This is a genomic window from Vasconcelosia minhoensis LEGE 07310 (assembly GCF_015207255.1).
Taxonomy (GTDB): domain Bacteria; phylum Cyanobacteriota; class Cyanobacteriia; order Phormidesmidales; family Phormidesmidaceae; genus Vasconcelosia; species Vasconcelosia minhoensis.
The window spans coordinates 1-18,250 of sequence record NZ_JADEXG010000022.1; the positions used below are offsets into that span (position 1 = coordinate 1).

Genomic DNA, 18,250 nt, shown 5'->3' on the forward strand with positions numbered 1-18,250 from the left:
GTGCTGGTGCTGCTAGAGCTGAGCAGTGGATACAGCTTTATCGAGACCGAATGCGAGAATCGCACCTATGCCACCTGGATGGAACAGGTAAAGCAGTGGTGGCAGGGCAGCGTCTGGCAGTGCCATTTATTAGACGACAATTAACTTGGCGATGGGCTCGCATCACCGGGTCTTGGCGGCGACGGTGGCTGTGACGCGTGCGCTTCCACCGGTAGCTTTTTTTTTAGCATCCGCCGCAGCTGACCTCGACTGAGGCTAACGTCGTGCACTTTGGCTAGATGCTCAACCAGCTGTCGGCTGTTGACGGTGCGCTCCTCAACTGACAGATGCTGCTCTAGTGCCGATAGAATCTCCGCTGAGCATTGGGGCGGACGCCCTGGGCGGGACAGATCCCATAAGCCATAAAGCCCTCCTTGCTGCCAGCGGTGAATCGCCTTGCGGGCAGTGGCTACCTGCCAGCCCAGGTATTCTGCAATTTGCTCAGGCGTCCAGCCCCGATGGCTCAGTCGTAGCGCCTCGGCCCGGTCTTTAGTACGTTGCGGTATCCCAGCTGCGGCTCGCAGGTCTTGCAAGGTGCGGTCTTCGTCTAGACTCAGCTCGACTCGCAATGGCGGTGTTGGCATGCCCCAAACATCCTACTCAATTTGGATGCTTCTCAGCTTACCCTATCGCTACGTTTAATTCCGTTCCTCTACTTATTATCTCAACCGTATCGATTCATTCTTGCTCATCACAACTGCCTATCGAACGATTTGTGCAACAAAGCCCTTCAGCAGCTTAATGATAAAGCTGGGTGCGACCCGGAACCGCTTTGCCAGCTGACGTTGAGAAATCGGCTCGTTTTCGTAGGTATCGATGATTTTTTCTCATAGGTCTAGGGAATATGCTTTCATTTGGGGATAGCCTATTGTCTTTATAGTTGACGTGCCTTACAGGAATTTTTTTCTATATCTTGAATAACGACATGGCGATTTGGAACCCTACTCAAGACATTGGCAACAAGCAGCTGCCGATAGTAAGGGATTGAAAAAATGTTTGATAGGGATAGTCAGGACAGTTTCCTAAAATACCTTCGATACTTGTAACGACGATATGAGCGGTTAGATTGATAATTTTAGAAGCCATAGTTCTAGAACGAAGGATTAAACTTCCATTTTTATTTTTTGAGTAATTCAGTCTATTTACTTAGCTGCCCTTCCGATAAGCAGGGCAAGTGGTCAATCATCATAAATTGCTCAGCCAGCCTGTAAGCATTTTCCTTCCAATCAGTCTCAGTCTGTGCATTTTGAAGGATATAAGTTTCCTCCCAGTCCGGTTCGTCTTCGAGAATGATTAGCATATTCCGAATAATTACCATACCTATTTGCATACGCTACAGGAACATATGCAGTCGTACTACATCCAGTTCATCCAGCTCTTCAGTATCTTGAATTACGACATAGCTGTTTTTGATACTACTCAGGGTTTGGGCGATCAGACGCTGCCGATAATAGGACACTGAAAACATCATTTGATAGGGATACTCAAGGCAGTCCTCTAAAATATTTTTGATACTTTCAACTACGATATAGGCAGTTAGATTAACAATTTTGGAAGGCATATAGCGGATATCGTTGGGTTGAGTAGAATTGAGAAAGGACAGGATACCTATCCGCCAAAAAATTGGCAGAGCACTTGCTAGATATCCTCTGCTATATTCAGAATCAGTAAGCTAAAAATTGACTTAGTTTTTTGTCCTTACAAATGAATCCTGGCACGGTGCATCGATGTCGACCCGTACAATTTCGCACATACTTAATATTTATTTACATTCCAGCCGCCCTATTTTCCAGCTGCCCTGGAGCCGAGTAAGCGACTATATTCCATCTGAACCAGGCGATAGCATTCGCAAGAGGCGGCTTCCAGCCCAGCTCGGTCTAAGATCGCCATTCGTCCCCGCGAATAGCGAATCATCCCAGCCTGCTGTAAAACGCCTACCGCTACGGTGACGCCCGAGCGCCGAATTCCGAGCATCTTCGCAATGAAATCGTGAGTTAGGGTCAGCGAGTCTCGTTGAACGCTGTCCTGTACCGATAGCAGCCAGCGGGCCAGGCGCTCTTCAATCGTATGCTGGCGATTGTAGGCGGCATTCTGGGCGACCTGCGTATACAGAGCCTGCATGTATAGCATCAGCAGCTGAGTCAACCTGCTGCCCCGGTTAAATTCTTGTATCAGCTGGCCAGCTTCCATCACCAGCACTTCACCTTCAAACTGTACGGTCACGCTTTGGGGCGTAGACTGTCCGCCCCAGATCACTGGCAGCCCCACCATGCCCTCATTGCCGACCAGGGCAATTTCGGTCAGGGTGCCGTCTTCTAGCAAAGAAAGAAGAGAAAGCAGCGCCTGCTCAGGGAAATAGACTTCCGTCATCACTTCGCCAGGATCATAGAGGACATGCCCAAGCGGATACGAGCGGAGACTCAGGAAAGGGGCAATGCGCTCCAGCTCATCGGCTGGCAGCGCCGCTAGCAGCTGGTTCCTGGGGCTAGCGCTGAGAGGCTGAAAATTCTTTCATTTAAAGCTCGTCATGGCCGTTGGAGTACTGCGGAATCAAGAAAAATGAACGTTGAACAACGTTGAACGCCACCTTTCGGTCATCCGTCAGTCATCCATACGAAGCTGATTATTTTTCAACCATACAAATTACTGTATAGCAAGTCAGTACGCTATCGTACCAACCCACTGCGGAGGATTTCTACTATCTCAGGTGATGCCTACCTGAGACAGCTCACTCGCTCAAAGGTTTGTTTTGTCTGGCGGTAGCAGGCACAGGCTTGAGCTTCCAGGGCGGCGCGATCGCGCACGGTAATCGTTCCCCGCTCATAGCTGATAATGCCCGCCTCTCGCAGAGCCTGGGCGGCTTGGGTAACGCTTGCCCGTCGGATACCGAGCGATGCACCTATAAACTGATGGTGAGCAGCAGCTGATTTTGCTGCACCGTATCCTGCACTGACAGCAGCCAGCGAGCCAGCCGCTGCTCGATACAGTGACGGGCACGGCAGGCCGCCAGCTGAGAAGTCTGATTGAGTCTCGCCTGGGTATATTGCAGCAGGGCAGTTTGGAGCTCACCGCCCTGACCGACAACCTGCCTTAAAGCCTGGGCGGGCAGCTTCATCGCACCGCCGGCAATCGGAATCGTGATCTGAGTAAAGGAAATGCCGTTGCTCAACATCAGCGGCAGCCCGACCATGCCTTCTGCCCCTACTAGCCCCGATTCAATGATGATGTTCCCTTCCAGCTGACAGCCCAGCGAAATCATACTAAAGTCAGGGAAATAGGCGGCGCTAATCTGCTCTCCAGGCTCACAGAGTACCTGCCCAAACGTCAGCGAAACCGGCTCTAGCTGCTCTGCAATTTGCTCATAAGCCAGCGTCGATAGCGCTGCCAGCAGATGATTGACGGGCCGAGATAGCGTTCTGGTCATAGGAGAACCCAAATAGACCCAGCCAGGTTTTATTCAGCGTGAATCGAGTACTGAGTAAGGGCACTTTACACCATCGCAAATTAAAAGAAACGCGATCGCAGCAGTTCTTATTACTTCGCATCCCGCCAATCCAGAGGTTGGGGCTAGGTGATAGGGCAGCGTCCCTCCAATAAATCTTGCTTTCGGCGAAAGACGTTACCCATAAATTCCATAAACACCTGAATTCGCTTGGCCGATCGCAAATCTTTGTGGGTCAGTATCCAGACATCGTGACAGAGTTCTGCTTTGCCTGGCGGAACCCGACGCAGGTCAGGTTCCACATCGCCCATAAAGCAGGGAATGCGCGACATCCCCAAGCCTGCTTTGACAGCAGCTAACTGCACCGTTGCGTTGTTCATACGCCCTCTTGTTGGCACAGTAGGAAACTCGCTTTTTTTGACCCAGTCAGGATAGGAAACACAGTCTCCCCAGCCAATCCAGCGAGTCTCTTTTGGTTGATGTTGAGGATCGTGATTTTCTAAATAGTCTAGCGAAGCATAGTTGGCGCAGGCATAGCGGGCAGCTTTGTAACCTACCAGATGGTCTGGCGGATTTTTAGTCACGCGAATGGCCACATCGGCTTCCCGCCGCGTCAGGTCAAACAGTTCATAGGACACGATTAGCGCCGCTTCAATGCCGGGATACTGTTCCATGAACGCTACAATGTCCGGCATCAGCAGGTTGTTGGCAAAGGCGTCCGGCAGCGTCACCCGAATTTCCCCTGTTAGCCTGGAATCTTTTCCCAATAGCTGTCGTTCAATGCCATTGACCTCGTCCTCAATCTGAACAGCGCTTGCCATTAGCTCAGTCCCCACAGCTGTAATGGCATAGCCGCTGGGCAATCGATCGAACAATTTCACCCCATATTCTATTTCTAGCGCCTCAATCCGGCGAGAAATAGTAGAGTGATGAACGCTTAGCTTTTCTGCTGCTGCTCGGGCAGATCCTTCTCGGGCCAAAGCTAGGAAGATTTTGAAATCGTGCCAGTTGCCCATGTCAAAACGGCTTCGCTAAAGAAAGATATCTCAACAGTGTACACGGCTGGATGATAAATGCAACGACTTGTCGCGCTCGTAACCATTCCCGTCGCGAAAAAGCACCGCTAAGATGGGTTCATTGCGTAAGGAGCCCATCAACCTATGACTGTTCCTGTTGTATCAGCTACTGTTGCAGCAGTCCTAATCATTCTGCAGCAGTCCCTGATGATTGCTGCTGGTATGCACCGTACCAAAGTGGGCATTAGTGCGGGTGTAGGCAACGACGCGAACTTAGAGCGTAAGGTCCGGCGACATGGCAACCTGGCAGAAAATGCAGCCCTATTTGTAGCTACGCTTGCCTTAGCCGAATTATGCGATATTCCCAAACCAGTTGTCGCTGGATTTGGATCTATTTTCATTCTGTCGCGAATGCTGCATGTCTTTGGGTTCTCCTCTCTGGCTGGTTCCCATCTTGCAGAAGGGAGCAAGGCGTTTCTAGTCATGCGTGCTATCGGTGCGGGTGGCACATTTCTAACGGGTATTGTGCTTGGTGTCTTTTTGGTGTTCTCCCTGGCTAGAGCACTGTAGCCCTAAGTCTCAAGATAAAGCCCTGAACAATGCCAAATTAAAGAAATACCGCTATGCCAATCTCACATAAAAACTTCGATGTTGCAATTATCGGTTCTGGTATCGCCGGGTCAATGCTAGCCGCTATTCTCTCTCGAATTGGGCTAAATGTTGTTGTGTTTGAAGCTAACAGCCATCCTAGATTTTCGATTGGGGAATCGATGATTTTGGAAACCTCCGAAGTCATGCGAGCAATGGCAGAAACCTATGATGTTCCTGAGCTGGCTTACTTCAGTTCTGAAAACTATTTTGACCAAATTGGCACGTCCCACGGCATCAAGCGCCACTTTAGCTTTATGCACCACGCAGAGGGACAGCCTTTCAATTCCCAGCACATCCTCCAGGCGGTCATTCCCAAACAGCCCCACGGCCACGAGCTGCATCTGTATCGACAGGATACGGACTACTTCTTAGCGATGATAGCCATTCGTTACGGGGCGACCGTTCTCCAGAAAACTGCTGTGCAATCGGTCAACATTGATGCTGAAGGGGCGCGGCTCTTGACTAAAAATCAGACCTTCTGGGCTGACTATGTCGTTGATGCAGGTGGATTTCGTTCTGTACTAGCAGAGCAATTTAACCTTCGCCACCATGATTTACAAACCCACTCGCGGGCAATTTTTACCCACATGGTGGATGTACCTTGCTACCATCAGCTCGGCTCCTCGAAGCAGGTCTATGGACTGCCGTTTCGACTGTCTGAAGGCACACTACACCATGTGTTTGAAGGCGGCTGGCTATGGGTGATCCCTTTCAATAATCACTCGCGATCGACTAATCCTCTCTGTAGCGTAGGGCTGATGCTCGACCCGCGTATTCATCCGGCCTGTCCTAAGCTGAGTCCGGAGGCGGAATTCTATCAGTTCATTCAGCAGTTCCCCGGCATCGCGGCACAGTTTCAGTCAGGCAAAGCGGTTCGACCTTGGACGCGTACGGGGCGATTGCAGTATGGGGTGAAACGAGTCGTGGGCGATCGCTACTGCCTGCTCGGCCAGGCGGCTGGATTTATTGACCCGCTATTTTCTAAGGGGCTCTATACCGCATTGGCCTGTACATCCGTGTTGGCAGAGCGCCTGCTGGCCGCGAAAGCCAGCAATGACTATTCAACAGCTCAGTTTCAACCGGTTGAAGATATCACCCTGGCGTTCATTCATGAAAATGACCGCTTAGTGGCCAATGCCTATCGCTCATTCGCGCACTATGACCTCTGGGCAACCTATACAGTGCTATGGCTGCTGGGTGCCTATCTGGAACTAGTCAAGCTGATCAGCAATCGGGTTTTAGCGACCGATTCCTCAGACTACTACCGCCGCTTGCAGGATCTTAGACTGGCGGGAGGAGCCTTTCCGCCGTTTCGCACTCTGGTGCAGCCTTTATATACGCTGATTGAAAGTTCAGACTTAACCGACGCCAAAGTCGCTAATGCCGTGAGTCAGCAGGTGAAGCAGCAGCTTGCCCAGGTTCCCTGGATGCCTGAGGCTTTTCAGCAGGTCTTACAAGGTAAAAATCATCTTCCGGCTAACAAACTCAGTCTGAAATTGCTAAACCGCAAGCATGGTTTTCTGGGTCAGGGCAGCTATCGAGCCCACTTTTTTGATAGTCTGCCGCTGCAAAATCTGGCCTGGACTTTTTTGCAGGAACAGGTTAGGTACTCTCGCCCTGCTCTGCGCCTGCAGCGGGCGGCTCAGCTTCAGTCTAAAAAGACTGTCAATCCCAGCCCTCACCACCCATTCGCTTCCTACCGATGGGCAACTGCCGCAGCGGCTGCCCTATTGCTCGCGGCGGTGGTCTATACACCCCGCTGGTCAAAACCTATTACCGTTGGCCTGGCTAACTTTCTGGCAAATCCTACCACATCCCAAATGGTCTGTAGCAGCCACGCTAACATAAGCCATTGACGAACCGATAAATCGCAGTTTTTTTAGCCATGGGTTCAGATGAGAGTCGCCTGCCGCCTTTAGCCTCTGACCTGCGACTGGCTCAACGCCGCGCTCCTTTAAAACACCAGCTGCCCTATGCCAAGTCTCAACCCTGGCAAGGGTGGACGCTTCGCGATCGCGATCCGGCCGTCATCCAATCATTCATGCCCTTCTACCGATGGGCCTATCAGCATTATTTCCGGGTCCAAACCGATGGGTGGGAAAATATTCCAGCAGCGGCGCCCTGCCTATTTGTGGGGTCTCACAATGGGGGCTTAGCGGCTCCCGATATGCACATGTTTATCTACGACTGGGTGCAGCGATTCGGAGCGGAGCGCCCGGTCTATGGGCTGATGCATCCGCAGGTGTGGTCTGTGTTTCCTCGTTTAGGTCAGGTTGCGACCCAGTTTGGCGCGGTGCGGTCACATCCTAAGATGGCGATCGCCGCCCTCGCCGCCGGAGCCAGTGTTCTGGTCTATCCCGGCGGCGCGCAGGATGCCTTTCGCCCCCATGCCCAGCGGTCTCGAATTTGTTTTGCCGACCGTCGGGGCTTTATCAAACTAGCCCTGCGGCAGGGCGTGCCAATTGTTCCGACTATTTCCTGGGGAGCCCACGATACGCTGATTGTCCTGGAAGATTGCTACGCCCAGGCTTGCCAACTGCACGAGTTGGGTCTGCCGTGGCTTTTTAATCGGGATCCCGAAGTCTTTCCGATCTATCTGGGCCTACCTTGGGGATTGGCGATCGGCCCCTTGCCCAATCTGCCGCTGCCTAGCAAAATCTATACTCGCGTCGGCAGGCCGATTTACTTTGAGCGCACCGGACGATCGGTTTTGAAAGATAGCGACTACGTTGAGGCCTGCTACTACCACGTCCGCGATCAGATGCAGTCGGAGCTAGACCAGCTGATTGCCGATACCGCTTAATCTGCGATCGCGCCTGCAAATCTTTCTCTAAGGAGAATTTTTGCCGCAAGGATATTGAGAAAACTTCACAAATCTCACCGCTACTAGACATCAAGACGGGTTGATGAGGATATAAAGTTTTCTTGACGCGCCCGATTCAGCGCAATTTAGAGCGTATATCAAACTACAATTCTTCAATCAAGACCTCTGATCGAGCCTCGCGATCGCTATTGAATCGACGACTCTGAATTGACGCCTCCACCACCTATCTCTGGCTGCATAATAAAGAGTGCTCCAACATAGTTAATCTTGAAGCGCTTTTTCCCTCACTGCGGGGCTTCTGGCTAGAGCTAGCCTATCCCATATCGAAAATATGATGGCCTGATCACGTCCCCTTCTGTCCCACCCATCATGGTGGAGCAGGGTCAGGGAGTCGTCAGCCGTATTCGTTAGCACCTGGCCTGTAGATCAGGCTGTGGGACGAAGTTGTCAATGAGCATACAGCCAAGTCAGCTATGAATTATCAACGCTTAATTGAATCCGGTGTCACCCAGTGGAACCAATGGCGTCTCAAATATCCGGAGCGGCTGCCGGACCTGAGCGGGGCTGACCTAAGTCGAGCTTATTTATTTGAGGCCAATCTGAGCGGGGCGAACCTAAGCGGTGCCAATCTGAGCCGTGCCTGCCTGATTGGGGCGAACCTGAACGGGGCTGATTTGAGCGGGGCGAACCTAAGCGGGGCCTATCTGAGCGAGGCCAGCTTGAACGAGGCCAATCTCAGCCAGGCAGATCTGTCTGGTGCCGAGGTCGCCTCTGCCGATCTGACAGGCGCTAACCTAGCTGGAACTTGTCTGGCGTCAGATACGCAAAATCCGGATCAGCCTCTGAATCAGTCCCTAAGCATGACTGCTGAGCAGGTCCATCGCCTAGAAGCGGTTTATCATCAACCGAGCGGGCAGCGACATTACGAGTCCCAGTCTACCGTTTCTCCTGCTGAGCTGCATCAGCCCACGGTGCGAGTCGAAGCACCTCAGTTCAGCCAGCCGTCTCCGGCTAAAGTATCCCTGGACGAAGCGAATCCTAACCCTCTAGCTTGGCCTCAGGCCCTGATCGAGCAGTGCCAGCAGAAACTGGCTGACTATTATATTGGCCCAATCGCAGCGCTCATCATGGAGGATATTGTTGCTATTCATTGCCCCCAAACGTTGGAGCAGTTTGTCGATTTGGTCACTGCCCATATCCCCGAGCCACAGGCTGCATTCTGCTTTCGCAATCGTGTTTTGTCTAGCCCACCTCAGGCCCCTAATAGCCCGAAGACTGCTAGAGCCTCAAGCACAGTAGATTCAACAAGCCCAGCGACGCTGACCGATGCCTTTATTGACCACTGTCGGCAATGTCTCACTGAGTACTACATCCTGCCGATCGCTGAAATGATTGTGGAGGAGGTGCTCACCCTTGATCAGCCCACGACTCCACACCAGCTGATCACTCTGATTGCTGACAAACTGCCCCAGGCGGAGGCAGAGAGCTTCATTCGTCAGGCCTATTTTTAGCTAGAGCACTTTTGCAGTGTAGGGCTCAAATCGCGAACGGTCTCCTTTGCAGACGGTAATCACGGTTTTGACGCCGCCACGGCGGGTAAAGTCGCCAATCACTCGAATGCCCGCCGGGGCTAGCTCGCTCCAGAGCCGGTCCGCGATCGCGTTCACCACCTGCTCGTGGCTGATCGACTCGTTCCGAAAGGCGTTGATATAGAGCTTGAATGCCTTCAGCTCAACCACCCAATCCCGGGGCTGATAGTCCACTACGATGGTGCCAAAGTCGGGATAGCCAGAGCGCGGACAAAGAGCCGTAAATTCAGGATGCTCCAGATGGATAACATAGGCATTGTCAGTCTGGTTCGGCCATTTTTCGAGCGGCTCAGCTGCGGCTCGCTGAATCGCTAAATCGCCATATTTCAGGTCAGGAGCAGCCGCTGCCTGGGAGGTGCCGTTACTGAGTTCTGGAAAGGATGGCATGGATTTGAGGTTGCGAGTATGCGGTAAGGTTGGCGCTATCGATGTGACAGCAACGCTGCCGGGAATCGACTGAGGTACGTTCACTGTAGCAGGCCCCAGCGTGAAACTTTAGGCCCAAAAGCGGGCTTCCATGCGATCGCAGTAGTTCTCCAAATTCTCAAACTGGCGGGCAAAGTCCGAGAGCACAGAGGGCAGCGTCAGCCGGAACAGGTTGGCCAGAAATCCGTAGCCGGTAGCGTCCAGGCTAGTGGGCTGCTCGCCCATCAAAAAGGGCTTGTCGGCGAGGAAATCGCTAATTGCCTTAATGTCGTTCTGGCCCATCTCATAGATTTCCGCTCGGCTATGGCGACCCATTCCATGACCGTAGAGATTGCGCAGGACATCCCGACGGACCATTGCAGGCACAATCTTGCGCAGAATAGGCGGCAGCTCTGAGAAATAAACCTGGCGAATCACTGCCCAGTTGTCGGCTTCGGCCCAGCGGCTGTATAGAGTCGCCCAGTAAAGGTGCTCTTCCATCAGTCGGCAAAAGGCAAGCGAGACGGATTGCTCCTGCGGACTCAGGTGCTGATCGAGCCGATCGCCGTAGGTTCGCTTGAGGTAGTCAAGGATAAAGCCAGAGTCGGCAACGGTGCGATCGCCATCATGAATATAGGGCAGCTTTTTCTTAGGCGCTTTGCGAACGTCAGCCTCTTCTGCAACCTCATAAGGGAGCTCGGCCATGCGCAAATAGGTTTCCAGCTTGAGGCAGAAAGGACTTGGATTACGAACGCCTAAGGCAGGTTCAAACTGATAGAGGGTAATCATCGGTCGTCGCCAGCATATATCCACATTGGCTCTGTTTGGCCAGCTCGGGCGAATCCGCATTTTTCGTAGAATGCGATCGCGTCACCCTCCGCTACCAGCATCTGCATATGCAACCCCTCATAGCGCTGTTTCAAAATCTCCATAATCCGTTTACCAATCCCCTGTCCCTGAAAGTCTGGATGCACCAGCAGATGCGGATAGTAAACCACCAAAAATCCATCAGAGATGGCATTGCCAATCCCAATCAGCCGTTCGCCCTCCCAAGCCGAAACCAGCGCATGGGAGTTGAGCAGCGCCTGATGTAGTGCCTCAGGCTTTCGAGCCGAAGACCAGCCGTTGGCCTGATATAGGGGCAGGATTTGCGCGATCGCGATCTTCCGCTCCTCAGAAAAAATAATCATCTTTTGCGATTCGGACCACTGACACAAAAACCTAGATTGAACGCAAATAGGGATCACCTGATGGAGGATGTAGCCCAGTCTGAATCCAAAACCGTCTTGTTTCTCGAATGGAATCGTTTTCTGGATAACGGGTATCATTCAAATCAAGACGAGCGCAGGTTGCCCGACCCGTCGAGGTGACACCTTCAATGACAACACCCTGATTCCAAACAAAATGCTCTCCCCAAATCTGCCGGCGAGGATTAAAAAGGGGAACAATTTCTTGAGATTCTGGATCAACACCCGAAACGAAATTGTAACGTCTTTCATTACAGCGACCTGTCTGCTTGACTTCATCACCGATTAGCATTTTGAGAAACCAGCATCGCATTGACATGGGTAAAGATCCGGTCTAATTCCCCAATTGCCTCTAGCTCAGCTATTTCGTCCGGCGTCAGCTGATCGGCTTTTTTCTTTTCCAGAAGATTTTCCATCTGAAGCTGAAGGGCTTCGCTGAACTTAAACAAGCTGAAATTGAATGATTGTTCAAGTCTGATTTCGTGAATCAGCGCAGATGGTCGGCTAAGAGCTACAGTCATTGATACCTCATTGCTATCGGGCAATATTTAATCTCTATCAGTAAAAGAATTATAGCTTCATACAGCAGTACAAAATATTGTGTTAGCAGGTTAGCCTTTTTGAAGTTCGTAGGCTTACTAGTTAGTAAATCCATATTGACTACATCCAGACTGGCCAGCAGCGCTTCTTGTGTAATATCTGCAGTTGCCAGTTCTCACCATCGCCTCACTATGCATTGACTACCTAGCTCAATCATCAAGTGGCAACTCGTCTAGTCAGTCAGCGCTCGAAAGATTGATGGCTCTCACCGCTTTTCCTTCCGGCTATCAGCCCCTCAACCCCAATATGCTCATCCAAATCAGTCCATTCAATGGCGTAACCTTCCCCAAGGAGTTGCCAGTTCTGTAGTTCTTCTTGAGAAGCATGTAGCAAACGGGGATACCAGGATAAAGGAATAGTTAAGCTGCGTCCGTCCGTCAGGTCTACAATTAGCTTTGCGTCGGTCACGCTGACCTGTATTTCAAGGGGTTCTGTCTCAAGTATTAAAGTAGTCACGCCAAGCCTCCAACGTCAATAGCCAACGCTTATTCTTGATGGATAGCCTCAGAATCAATAGCTCTTAGGGATTAATTTAAATTTTATATGTGCACTAGTTATTCGCTTGGGTTTACGTACGACGATGACGTTTGAATTTTATATCTCAGCCCAGTTTTCTATTTTCAGTCCTGCTATCTGACTAAAATCAGATAGGTTACGAGTAAGTAGCGTAGCGTTATTGACAACAGCGATCGCGGCAATTTTCAGATCCATATTTCCCAAGCGTGGATAGGCTTTCCTTAATCGTTGGTGTTCCAAACCAGCAGCAAGGTTAAACGGAACAATCATAATCGAACGATAATCATTCGAAAGCTTTTGTAGACCCCGATAAGCTGAAATCTGCTCGTCCAAGTTTCTTGCTCTCGACAGTACGCTGAGCCGACCTCTAACTTGTTCTTCATAGGTAATCACAGTAACCGCGACTTCTACTGCTGCAACGATTGCCAATCTTGCCAGAATGCGCTTGCCCTCTCGTCCATTACGCTGAATGAGACTGAGATGATCAGTGTCAAGAACATACATTATGAAGTGCTAGGACGCTACTCAGCAGACCTACGCCACTCCTCACCAAGACGGACTGCTTCATCGAAAGTCGAATCATTTTCAAAGCTGCCTGCCACCTTTATCCACCAGGGAGTTTCCTCTGTAGGATAATCCAGCTTACGAGAGGCATATGTCAGGGATGCCTTTAAATCATCCATCTCCAAATCTGGCAGTTCTTCCAAGACTTGCTCAGCGCTCAGACCTGCTGCGAATAGATCTAAAACGTCTACCACCCGAACCCTCATACTGCGAATGCAGGGACGACCTCCACACTGCTTTGGACTTATTGTAATGCGATTAAGCAATGCTAATCTACTTACATCTTTCCCAAAATTATCTTCATTCTTAGCGGACTCTGTCAAATAATTATGACTATTTTCATTTATCCCATCGCCTGACGAATATTTAAGGAGCTCATCTTGATTTCTTAAAATCTCTTCATTAACTTTTTTGATAATTTTGAACGAAGGTTTTATTGATCCATAATAGAATCCTGCTCCTAAAAAATACAACGAAAATAGAAGCATAATGAGCCGAATAGATAGCTTACCTGTTTGTAAAAAGACATAGAGGCCAAGCGATAATATACCTGCTAGAACAATAAGTACATAAATCAGGTCAGCTGAAAATAGCGCTATTTTATCTGATCTTGTAAATCTACCTAATGTTGTAAACCTGCGTACTTCTACAATTCCAGTACTTCCAACTTCTAAAAAAGGAAGGGTTTTTCGCAGATCAGGGTACGTAAGTCTACCATTTGCAAATTTATGTAGGTCAATCACCTTTTCTTGTAAGCATTTATCAGCTTTTATACCAGTTGCATGGCTAATAGATATGCAGTTTATTTGTTCCTGCACGATTTTTTTTGCCTTACCTGTTGCACCATTTTCTTTAAGCAAATATTTCAGTACCAAAAGCTTGCGCTTTGAAATAATATCCCAAAACCCATAAACTTCTTTCAAGCTAAATACTAAAGCAAGAAAGAGGATGCCAATGATGATTCGAGCATCTCTGGTATCTTCTATGAGTTTTACTACGCTTTCAAGCATTCGTTTATTAATAAACTCGTAAAGTATGAAATTGGCACTTCATGGATAGAGTTTTATGAGGCAGATGATTAGAATCCAGTTGGCTGCATCAGCGTTTGATGATGAAAGGACAACCTCCATTGTCCCTTGCGAAGGGGAGCGCGTCATCAGAAAGCGAAAGTTCTTGGAGTCCTGCAATATCAAATGACTCCCAAGGTTGTGAATTAATCGATTCAAGTATCTGGTTCTTGCCAACCAGCATCATGCCGCCTGGAAACGCCATTATGGCATCGTCGATCAGCAGAGACTCATAAAACTCGGTTGCGGCTTCTTTACTGGTGGATAGAGCTTTCCAGCCCTGCTTCTCAAGTTCGACTATATCGTGCATAGTATGAGACCCTCTGGTAGGTCTGCTATCGTAAGTAGATCATCCTAATCATTTGTAGGACTATGTCATGCTGAGCATTGCGCTAGCGCAGCCATGCCCCTTGGGCTATAGCATCTCACGGGAGCCTTTACATATCAGGAGATTCCTCGGCTTCGCTCGGAATGACATCCTTGGGCTTAATTGTGCCGACCTACTTACCTACCTTTGCTCAATCTGGGGTTGATTATCGGTCAGGCCAAACCGCTGCATGACCTTAACCACGCCGAAAGCCAGAAAACCTCCCGCTATGAGGCCGATCAGGATCAGGCCGAGAAAGATTCGCTTGAGCTTCTGAGTCCGTTCCTGGGCTCGCTTTGGGTCGGGGGGTGGAGATGACATGGTGGCCTAGCTGAGTTCACCTTTTGAGCTTATCGCAATGCCTGATGTTGGAATTGCAAAAGCGCTATGCATCCGAGCGGCTGGCAGCCGCCACAAATGCGTCAATTAGCTTGCGGGCGATGCTGAGCTTACCGGGAATAGGGGGCAAATCATGGGGCTTAAACCAGGCTGCGGCTTCGATTTCGGCCGGCTCGCAGACTAAGTCGCCGCCGGCGTAGGCTGCCGTAAAGCCAATCATCAGCGAGTCGGGAAAGGGCCAGGGCTGCGAGCCGAAATAGCGAATGTCTTTCACTGCCACGCCGACTTCTTCTCGGACCTCTCTGGCCACCGTATCTTCCAAAGATTCACCCGGCTCGACAAAGCCCGCCAAGACGCTGTACATACCGGGGCGAAACCGGGGCGATCGCGCCAACAAAACCTCCTCGCCTCGGTAAACCAGCACAATAATCGCCGGAGAGAGCCGAGGATACTGTCTCAGACCGCAGGACGGGCAGCGCTTAGCCCGCTCGTGGACCAGCTGGATCATCGGCGTGGCACAGTGACCGCAGTACTGATGGCTGCGATCCCAGGCGACAATCTGAACGGCCCGGGCCGCTAGGGCAAAAAACGGTTCGGTCAGGGCTTCGTGCAGTTCGCGCAGGGAAGAAAAGGCCATACCGGCGGGCGCGATCGCGGTTTCCGACAGCTCTGCCGAATAGCAGGGCTGGCCGTCAAGCCATCCTAAAAACTGTATCCTCACCGGTTCTAGCCCAATCTCGCTCAGGCTTTTCAACTGAGGGATTTGAACCGAGTCAGGCGTTTGCTCAACCAGCAGCCGCTGACCGACAAAGGCAAACCAATGCGCGATCGCGTCTGCCGGGGGTTCAATCCCAGGGATAAACGTATGGGGGACTTGAAAGGGATGCATATCGGGCTCGCAGCTGACATCATTCACTCCTAACATCTTCGCCTAGACTGAAAAAAGCATCGGTAAACCCTATGATTCGTCTTAAACCCTGGCAGGTAGCCCTGCTGATTGCGCCGATTGCCGCGATCGCGATTTTTATCGTCGTGGTGGCGGGCATCCAGATTCGGGCCTGGGGGATTAACTGGATTTGGGCCATTGTGGTTTTGCTGATTGTCGGCTGGCAGCGGCTGCTGGCCCGCTGGACGACGCCTGCCCTGAACCAGTTTGAAGCCCTGGCCACCGAGGTCAGCGAAGAGCTCGAAGCCGCGACTGACGCCGACGTAGCTGAATCTGCCGACCCCGCTGCTGCCGCCCAGGCCGAAGCTGCCCTGGAGAAAATTTTGCAGACTGCCCAGGCCGACCCGCCGCTGTGGGAAGACGCGGCCACCTTCTGGCAGCGCTGTCAGGAGCTGATTGTCGCTATTGCCCAGGTTTACAATCCTGAAGTCAAACGACCCCTGCTGAATATCTACGTGCCCCAGGCCTATGACCTGCTGCGCGGCACCGTAGACGATATGGATCAGTGGATGGCCAAGCTTGGTCCAGCTCTGAACCAGGTGTCGGTCGGTCAGGTTTATGAAGGCTACGAGGTCTACCGCAAGCTGGAGCCATCGGCTAAAAAGCTGCTCAAGGTTTGGCAGTGGAGTCAGTGGGTGCTCAACCCGGCGGCGGCGGTAGCCCGGCAGGCCAGTTTGCGCTACAGCAACCAGGCCGGTCAGCAGCTTTTATTTAATTTGGGCCAGCTGCTGCGCGAGGCGGCGCTGAGAAATCTGGGACGGCAGGCGATCACGCTCTATGGCGGCACGGCAGCGCCAACCGTAACTGAGCTCAGCCCCGCCCCAACCGCCCTGCCCAAGGCCAAAACCCAAACCCTGCGAGAAATTCTAGACCAAGCCAAACCCGCTGAGACCGTAGCCCAGCAGCCGGTGAATATTCTGCTGGTGGGCCGCACCGGGGCCGGTAAGAGCAGCCTGATTAATACTCTCTTCCAGGCCGAAAAGGCGGCGGTCGATGTGCTGCCCAGCACCGACCAGGTGCAGAACTATCATTGGCAAACCCCCAGCGGCGAGGCCCTAACGCTGTGGGATACGCCGGGCTACGAGCAGGTTAACCGCGAAGACCTGCGCGAAGCGGTGCTCGACTTTGCTAGCCGGGCCGACCTGCTGCTGCTGGTGACGCCAGCCCTCGACCCGGCTTTGCAGATGGACGTAGATTTTCTTCAGGCTCTGCAAACGGCGGGGAATGACCTCAGCGCGATCGCGATTGTCACCCAGGTCGATCGGCTGCGACCGATTCGCGAATGGTCGCCTCCCTACGACTGGCAGTCGGGCGATCGGCCCAAGGAGAAGGCGATTCGCGAGGCCACCGCCTACCGGGCAGAGCAGCTAGGAGAGCCGTGCGATCAGGTGCTGCCGCTGGTCACCCGCGATCGCGACCGACCCGACTGGGGCACAGAAATGCTCTCGCTCAGCCTGATCGAAGCTATCTCACCGGCCAAGCAGCTGCGGCTGGCCCGCTTTCTGCGCAACCGCGAAGCCCGCACCGTCGCCGCTGCCAGAATTATTGACCGCTATACCTTTCAAATGGCGACTACTCAGGGCCTGACCAGTCTGCTGAAGAGCCCCGTACTCCAGTTCATCTCAACCCTGACGACAGGGACGCCGACGCTGGCCTATCTGCTGGCCGAAAAGATTCCAGTCGAAGAGCTGCCGGTGGTCATCGGCAAGCTTCAGATGGCCTATGACCTGTATAATTTGCTGAATGAGGAGTCTGAGCGATCGCGCAGCTTTGACCTGCTCACCCTCTGGCCGCTGCTGCTAGAAAATCCCACTGCCCCCGACCGCAACGCCTGGGCCTTTGGCCATGCCCTAGTTGAATACTGGTCGCAGGGTCTGTCTATAGATCAGCTGCGGCAGCGGTTTGAGGCTTACCTGGGTCAAACCCCTCAACTCAATCCGGCAGCTAGCCTATGACTAACCAAACCCAGGGCCTCGACGAAGCCCTTTATCAATATCTGCTATCCACGACGCTGCGCGAAACGCCGCTGCTGGCCGAGCTGCGGCAGGAAACCGCTAACCATCCCCGATCAATGATGCAGATTGCGCCAGAGCAGGGACAGTTTATGGCCCTGCTGATGGAGCTGATCGGCGCGCAGAGAACCCTGGAGGTGGGCGTATTCACCGGCTATAGCGCCCTGGTTGTCGCTCAGGCGCTCCCCCCCCAGGGCAAAGTCGTGGCCTGCGATGTCAGTGAGAAATATACCGCGATCGCGCAGCGCTACTGGCAGCGCGCCGGGGTGGCTGACAAAATTGACCTGCGCATCGGCAACGCGGTCGAAACCTTAGACAAGCTAATACAAAGCGGCCAGCAAGATTTTGACTTTGCCTTTATCGACGCTGACAAGAGCAGCTACGATCGCTACTACGAGCAGGCCCTCCAGCTGGTTCGACCAGGCGGGCTGATCGCCATTGACAATGCCCTCTGGTACGGTCGAGTCGCCGACCCCACCGTGCAGGACAACCGCACCCAGCAAATCCGCGCTCTCAATATTAAGGTGACTGAGGATAATCGGGTCAGCACCAGCCTAGTCCCCATCGGCGATGGCCTACTGCTCGCCCGCAAGCGAGCCTAAGGAAGCTGCGCGTAAATAACATAC

General features: G+C 52.1%; 21 protein-coding genes and 2 pseudogenes. 6 read left to right on the forward strand and 17 right to left on the reverse strand.

Annotated elements, in window-relative coordinates; genetic code table 11:
• Window positions 1–140: 140 nt before the first annotated feature.
• The 6 genes from IQ241_RS10925 to IQ241_RS10945 form a co-directional block, all read right to left on the reverse strand.
• Window positions 141–623: a helix-turn-helix domain-containing protein gene (locus IQ241_RS10925; protein ID WP_193906951.1), complete on the reverse strand. Its 483-nt coding sequence runs from the start codon at window positions 621–623 to the stop codon at window positions 141–143.
• A 749-nt stretch (window positions 624–1,372) separates the two neighbouring features.
• Window positions 1,373–1,600 (reverse strand): hypothetical protein, encoded by a 228-nt coding sequence (locus tag IQ241_RS10930; protein ID WP_193906953.1) that lies wholly within the window; start codon window positions 1,598–1,600, stop codon window positions 1,373–1,375.
• A gap of 221 nt (window positions 1,601–1,821) precedes the next feature.
• Window positions 1,822–2,511 (reverse strand): Crp/Fnr family transcriptional regulator, encoded by a 690-nt coding sequence (locus IQ241_RS10935; RefSeq protein ID WP_193907080.1) that lies wholly within the window; start codon window positions 2,509–2,511, stop codon window positions 1,822–1,824.
• A gap of 242 nt (window positions 2,512–2,753) precedes the next feature.
• Window positions 2,754–3,041 (reverse strand): helix-turn-helix domain-containing protein, encoded by a 288-nt coding sequence (locus IQ241_RS26480; protein WP_390622452.1) that lies wholly within the window; start codon window positions 3,039–3,041, stop codon window positions 2,754–2,756.
• A complete protein-coding gene (locus IQ241_RS10940; RefSeq protein ID WP_228021590.1) occupies window positions 2,939–3,463 on the reverse strand; it encodes a Crp/Fnr family transcriptional regulator in 525 nt (174 codons plus the stop codon). The genes IQ241_RS26480 and IQ241_RS10940 overlap by 103 nt, the downstream gene beginning before the upstream one ends.
• Window positions 3,464–3,606: 143 nt before the next feature.
• Entirely contained in the window at window positions 3,607–4,497 is an 891-nt protein-coding gene (locus IQ241_RS10945; protein WP_193906955.1) for a LysR family transcriptional regulator, read from the reverse strand.
• 144 nt (window positions 4,498–4,641) lie between these two features.
• Here IQ241_RS10945 and IQ241_RS10950 point away from each other — a divergent pair, with 144 nt between their 5' ends.
• The 4 genes from IQ241_RS10950 (at window position 4,642) to IQ241_RS10965 (ending at window position 9,483) form a co-directional block, all read left to right on the forward strand.
• Complete coding sequence (locus tag IQ241_RS10950; RefSeq protein WP_193906957.1) at window positions 4,642–5,067, forward strand: MAPEG family protein; 426 nt, start codon at window positions 4,642–4,644, stop codon at window positions 5,065–5,067.
• Between the two features lie 53 nt (window positions 5,068–5,120).
• The gene (locus IQ241_RS10955) at window positions 5,121–7,004 is read left to right on the forward strand and encodes an NAD(P)/FAD-dependent oxidoreductase (RefSeq protein ID WP_193906959.1); all 1,884 of its coding nucleotides are present in this window, start codon (window positions 5,121–5,123) and stop codon (window positions 7,002–7,004) included.
• A 185-nt stretch (window positions 7,005–7,189) separates the two neighbouring features.
• Window positions 7,190–7,951: a lysophospholipid acyltransferase family protein gene (locus tag IQ241_RS10960; protein WP_390622453.1), complete on the forward strand. Its 762-nt coding sequence runs from the start codon at window positions 7,190–7,192 to the stop codon at window positions 7,949–7,951.
• Window positions 7,952–8,445: 494 nt separating this feature from the next.
• Window positions 8,446–9,483: a pentapeptide repeat-containing protein gene (locus IQ241_RS10965; RefSeq protein ID WP_193906964.1), complete on the forward strand. Its 1,038-nt coding sequence runs from the start codon at window positions 8,446–8,448 to the stop codon at window positions 9,481–9,483.
• On the opposite strand, the gene queF is transcribed toward IQ241_RS10965, so the two are convergent.
• From queF to nudC, 11 genes and pseudogenes are all read right to left on the reverse strand, one after another.
• Window positions 9,484–9,891, reverse strand: coding sequence for a preQ(1) synthase (gene queF, locus IQ241_RS10970; RefSeq protein ID WP_193907082.1), 408 nt, complete (start codon window positions 9,889–9,891; stop codon window positions 9,484–9,486).
• Window positions 9,892–10,056: 165 nt separating this feature from the next.
• Window positions 10,057–10,755 (reverse strand): glutathione S-transferase family protein, encoded by a 699-nt coding sequence (locus IQ241_RS10975; protein WP_193906966.1) that lies wholly within the window; start codon window positions 10,753–10,755, stop codon window positions 10,057–10,059.
• Window positions 10,752–11,156, reverse strand: coding sequence for a GNAT family N-acetyltransferase (locus IQ241_RS10980; RefSeq protein ID WP_193906968.1), 405 nt, complete (start codon window positions 11,154–11,156; stop codon window positions 10,752–10,754). Before IQ241_RS10980 ends, IQ241_RS10975 begins: the two co-directional genes overlap by 4 nt.
• 31 nt (window positions 11,157–11,187) lie before the next feature.
• Window positions 11,188–11,472 (reverse strand): annotated as a pseudogene (locus IQ241_RS10985) (HNH endonuclease); the annotation flags it as partial.
• 19 nt (window positions 11,473–11,491) lie between these two features.
• The gene (locus IQ241_RS10990) at window positions 11,492–11,734 is read right to left on the reverse strand and encodes a hypothetical protein (RefSeq protein WP_193907086.1); all 243 of its coding nucleotides are present in this window, start codon (window positions 11,732–11,734) and stop codon (window positions 11,492–11,494) included.
• A 259-nt stretch (window positions 11,735–11,993) separates the two neighbouring features.
• Window positions 11,994–12,269 (reverse strand): DUF2442 domain-containing protein, encoded by a 276-nt coding sequence (locus tag IQ241_RS10995; RefSeq protein ID WP_193906970.1) that lies wholly within the window; start codon window positions 12,267–12,269, stop codon window positions 11,994–11,996.
• A gap of 138 nt (window positions 12,270–12,407) precedes the next feature.
• Entirely contained in the window at window positions 12,408–12,833 is a 426-nt protein-coding gene (locus tag IQ241_RS11000) for a type II toxin-antitoxin system VapC family toxin (RefSeq protein WP_193906972.1), read from the reverse strand.
• 125 nt (window positions 12,834–12,958) lie between these two features.
• Window positions 12,959–13,159: pseudogene (locus tag IQ241_RS26485) on the reverse strand (DUF433 domain-containing protein); the annotation flags it as partial.
• An 832-nt stretch (window positions 13,160–13,991) separates the two neighbouring features.
• A complete protein-coding gene (locus IQ241_RS11010) occupies window positions 13,992–14,270 on the reverse strand; it encodes a nuclear transport factor 2 family protein (RefSeq protein WP_193906975.1) in 279 nt (92 codons plus the stop codon).
• 198 nt (window positions 14,271–14,468) lie between these two features.
• Window positions 14,469–14,648 carry a hypothetical protein gene (locus IQ241_RS11015; RefSeq protein ID WP_193906977.1) on the reverse strand — a complete coding sequence of 60 codons (180 nt, stop codon included), beginning with the start codon at window positions 14,646–14,648 and terminating at the stop codon, window positions 14,469–14,471.
• 64 nt (window positions 14,649–14,712) lie between these two features.
• The gene (gene nudC / locus IQ241_RS11020) at window positions 14,713–15,591 is read right to left on the reverse strand and encodes an NAD(+) diphosphatase (protein WP_228021594.1); all 879 of its coding nucleotides are present in this window, start codon (window positions 15,589–15,591) and stop codon (window positions 14,713–14,715) included.
• Between the two features lie 35 nt (window positions 15,592–15,626).
• Between nudC and IQ241_RS11025 the strand changes: the two genes are divergently transcribed.
• Both IQ241_RS11025 and IQ241_RS11030 read left to right on the forward strand, forming a co-directional pair.
• Window positions 15,627–17,567, forward strand: a complete 1,941-nt coding sequence (locus IQ241_RS11025) for a GTPase family protein (RefSeq protein ID WP_193906978.1) — start codon at window positions 15,627–15,629, stop codon at window positions 17,565–17,567.
• Window positions 17,564–18,226: a class I SAM-dependent methyltransferase gene (locus IQ241_RS11030; protein WP_193906980.1), complete on the forward strand. Its 663-nt coding sequence runs from the start codon at window positions 17,564–17,566 to the stop codon at window positions 18,224–18,226. Before IQ241_RS11025 ends, IQ241_RS11030 begins: the two co-directional genes overlap by 4 nt.
• Window positions 18,227–18,250: the final 24 nt, after the last annotated feature.

Coding starts and splice junctions, on each gene's coding strand:
- IQ241_RS10925 (WP_193906951.1), bottom strand. CDS start 623: ATGCCAACACCGCCATTGCGAGTCGAGCTGAGTCTAGACGAAGACCGC.
- IQ241_RS10930 (WP_193906953.1), bottom strand. CDS start 1,600: ATGCCTTCCAAAATTGTTAATCTAACTGCCTATATCGTAGTTGAAAGT.
- IQ241_RS10940 (WP_228021590.1), bottom strand. CDS start 3,463: ATGACCAGAACGCTATCTCGGCCCGTCAATCATCTGCTGGCAGCGCTA.
- IQ241_RS10945 (WP_193906955.1), bottom strand. CDS start 4,497: ATGGGCAACTGGCACGATTTCAAAATCTTCCTAGCTTTGGCCCGAGAA.
- IQ241_RS10950 (WP_193906957.1), top strand. CDS start 4,642: ATGACTGTTCCTGTTGTATCAGCTACTGTTGCAGCAGTCCTAATCATT.
- IQ241_RS10955 (WP_193906959.1), top strand. CDS start 5,121: ATGCCAATCTCACATAAAAACTTCGATGTTGCAATTATCGGTTCTGGT.
- IQ241_RS10960 (WP_390622453.1), top strand. CDS start 7,190: ATGCCCTTCTACCGATGGGCCTATCAGCATTATTTCCGGGTCCAAACC.
- IQ241_RS10965 (WP_193906964.1), top strand. CDS start 8,446: ATGAATTATCAACGCTTAATTGAATCCGGTGTCACCCAGTGGAACCAA.
- IQ241_RS10975 (WP_193906966.1), bottom strand. CDS start 10,755: ATGATTACCCTCTATCAGTTTGAACCTGCCTTAGGCGTTCGTAATCCA.
- IQ241_RS10980 (WP_193906968.1), bottom strand. CDS start 11,156: ATGATTATTTTTTCTGAGGAGCGGAAGATCGCGATCGCGCAAATCCTG.
- IQ241_RS10990 (WP_193907086.1), bottom strand. CDS start 11,734: ATGACTGTAGCTCTTAGCCGACCATCTGCGCTGATTCACGAAATCAGA.
- IQ241_RS11000 (WP_193906972.1), bottom strand. CDS start 12,833: ATGTATGTTCTTGACACTGATCATCTCAGTCTCATTCAGCGTAATGGA.
- IQ241_RS11010 (WP_193906975.1), bottom strand. CDS start 14,270: ATGCACGATATAGTCGAACTTGAGAAGCAGGGCTGGAAAGCTCTATCC.
- IQ241_RS11015 (WP_193906977.1), bottom strand. CDS start 14,648: ATGTCATCTCCACCCCCCGACCCAAAGCGAGCCCAGGAACGGACTCAG.
- nudC (WP_228021594.1), bottom strand. CDS start 15,591: ATGTTAGGAGTGAATGATGTCAGCTGCGAGCCCGATATGCATCCCTTT.
- IQ241_RS11025 (WP_193906978.1), top strand. CDS start 15,627: ATGATTCGTCTTAAACCCTGGCAGGTAGCCCTGCTGATTGCGCCGATT.
- IQ241_RS11030 (WP_193906980.1), top strand. CDS start 17,564: ATGACTAACCAAACCCAGGGCCTCGACGAAGCCCTTTATCAATATCTG.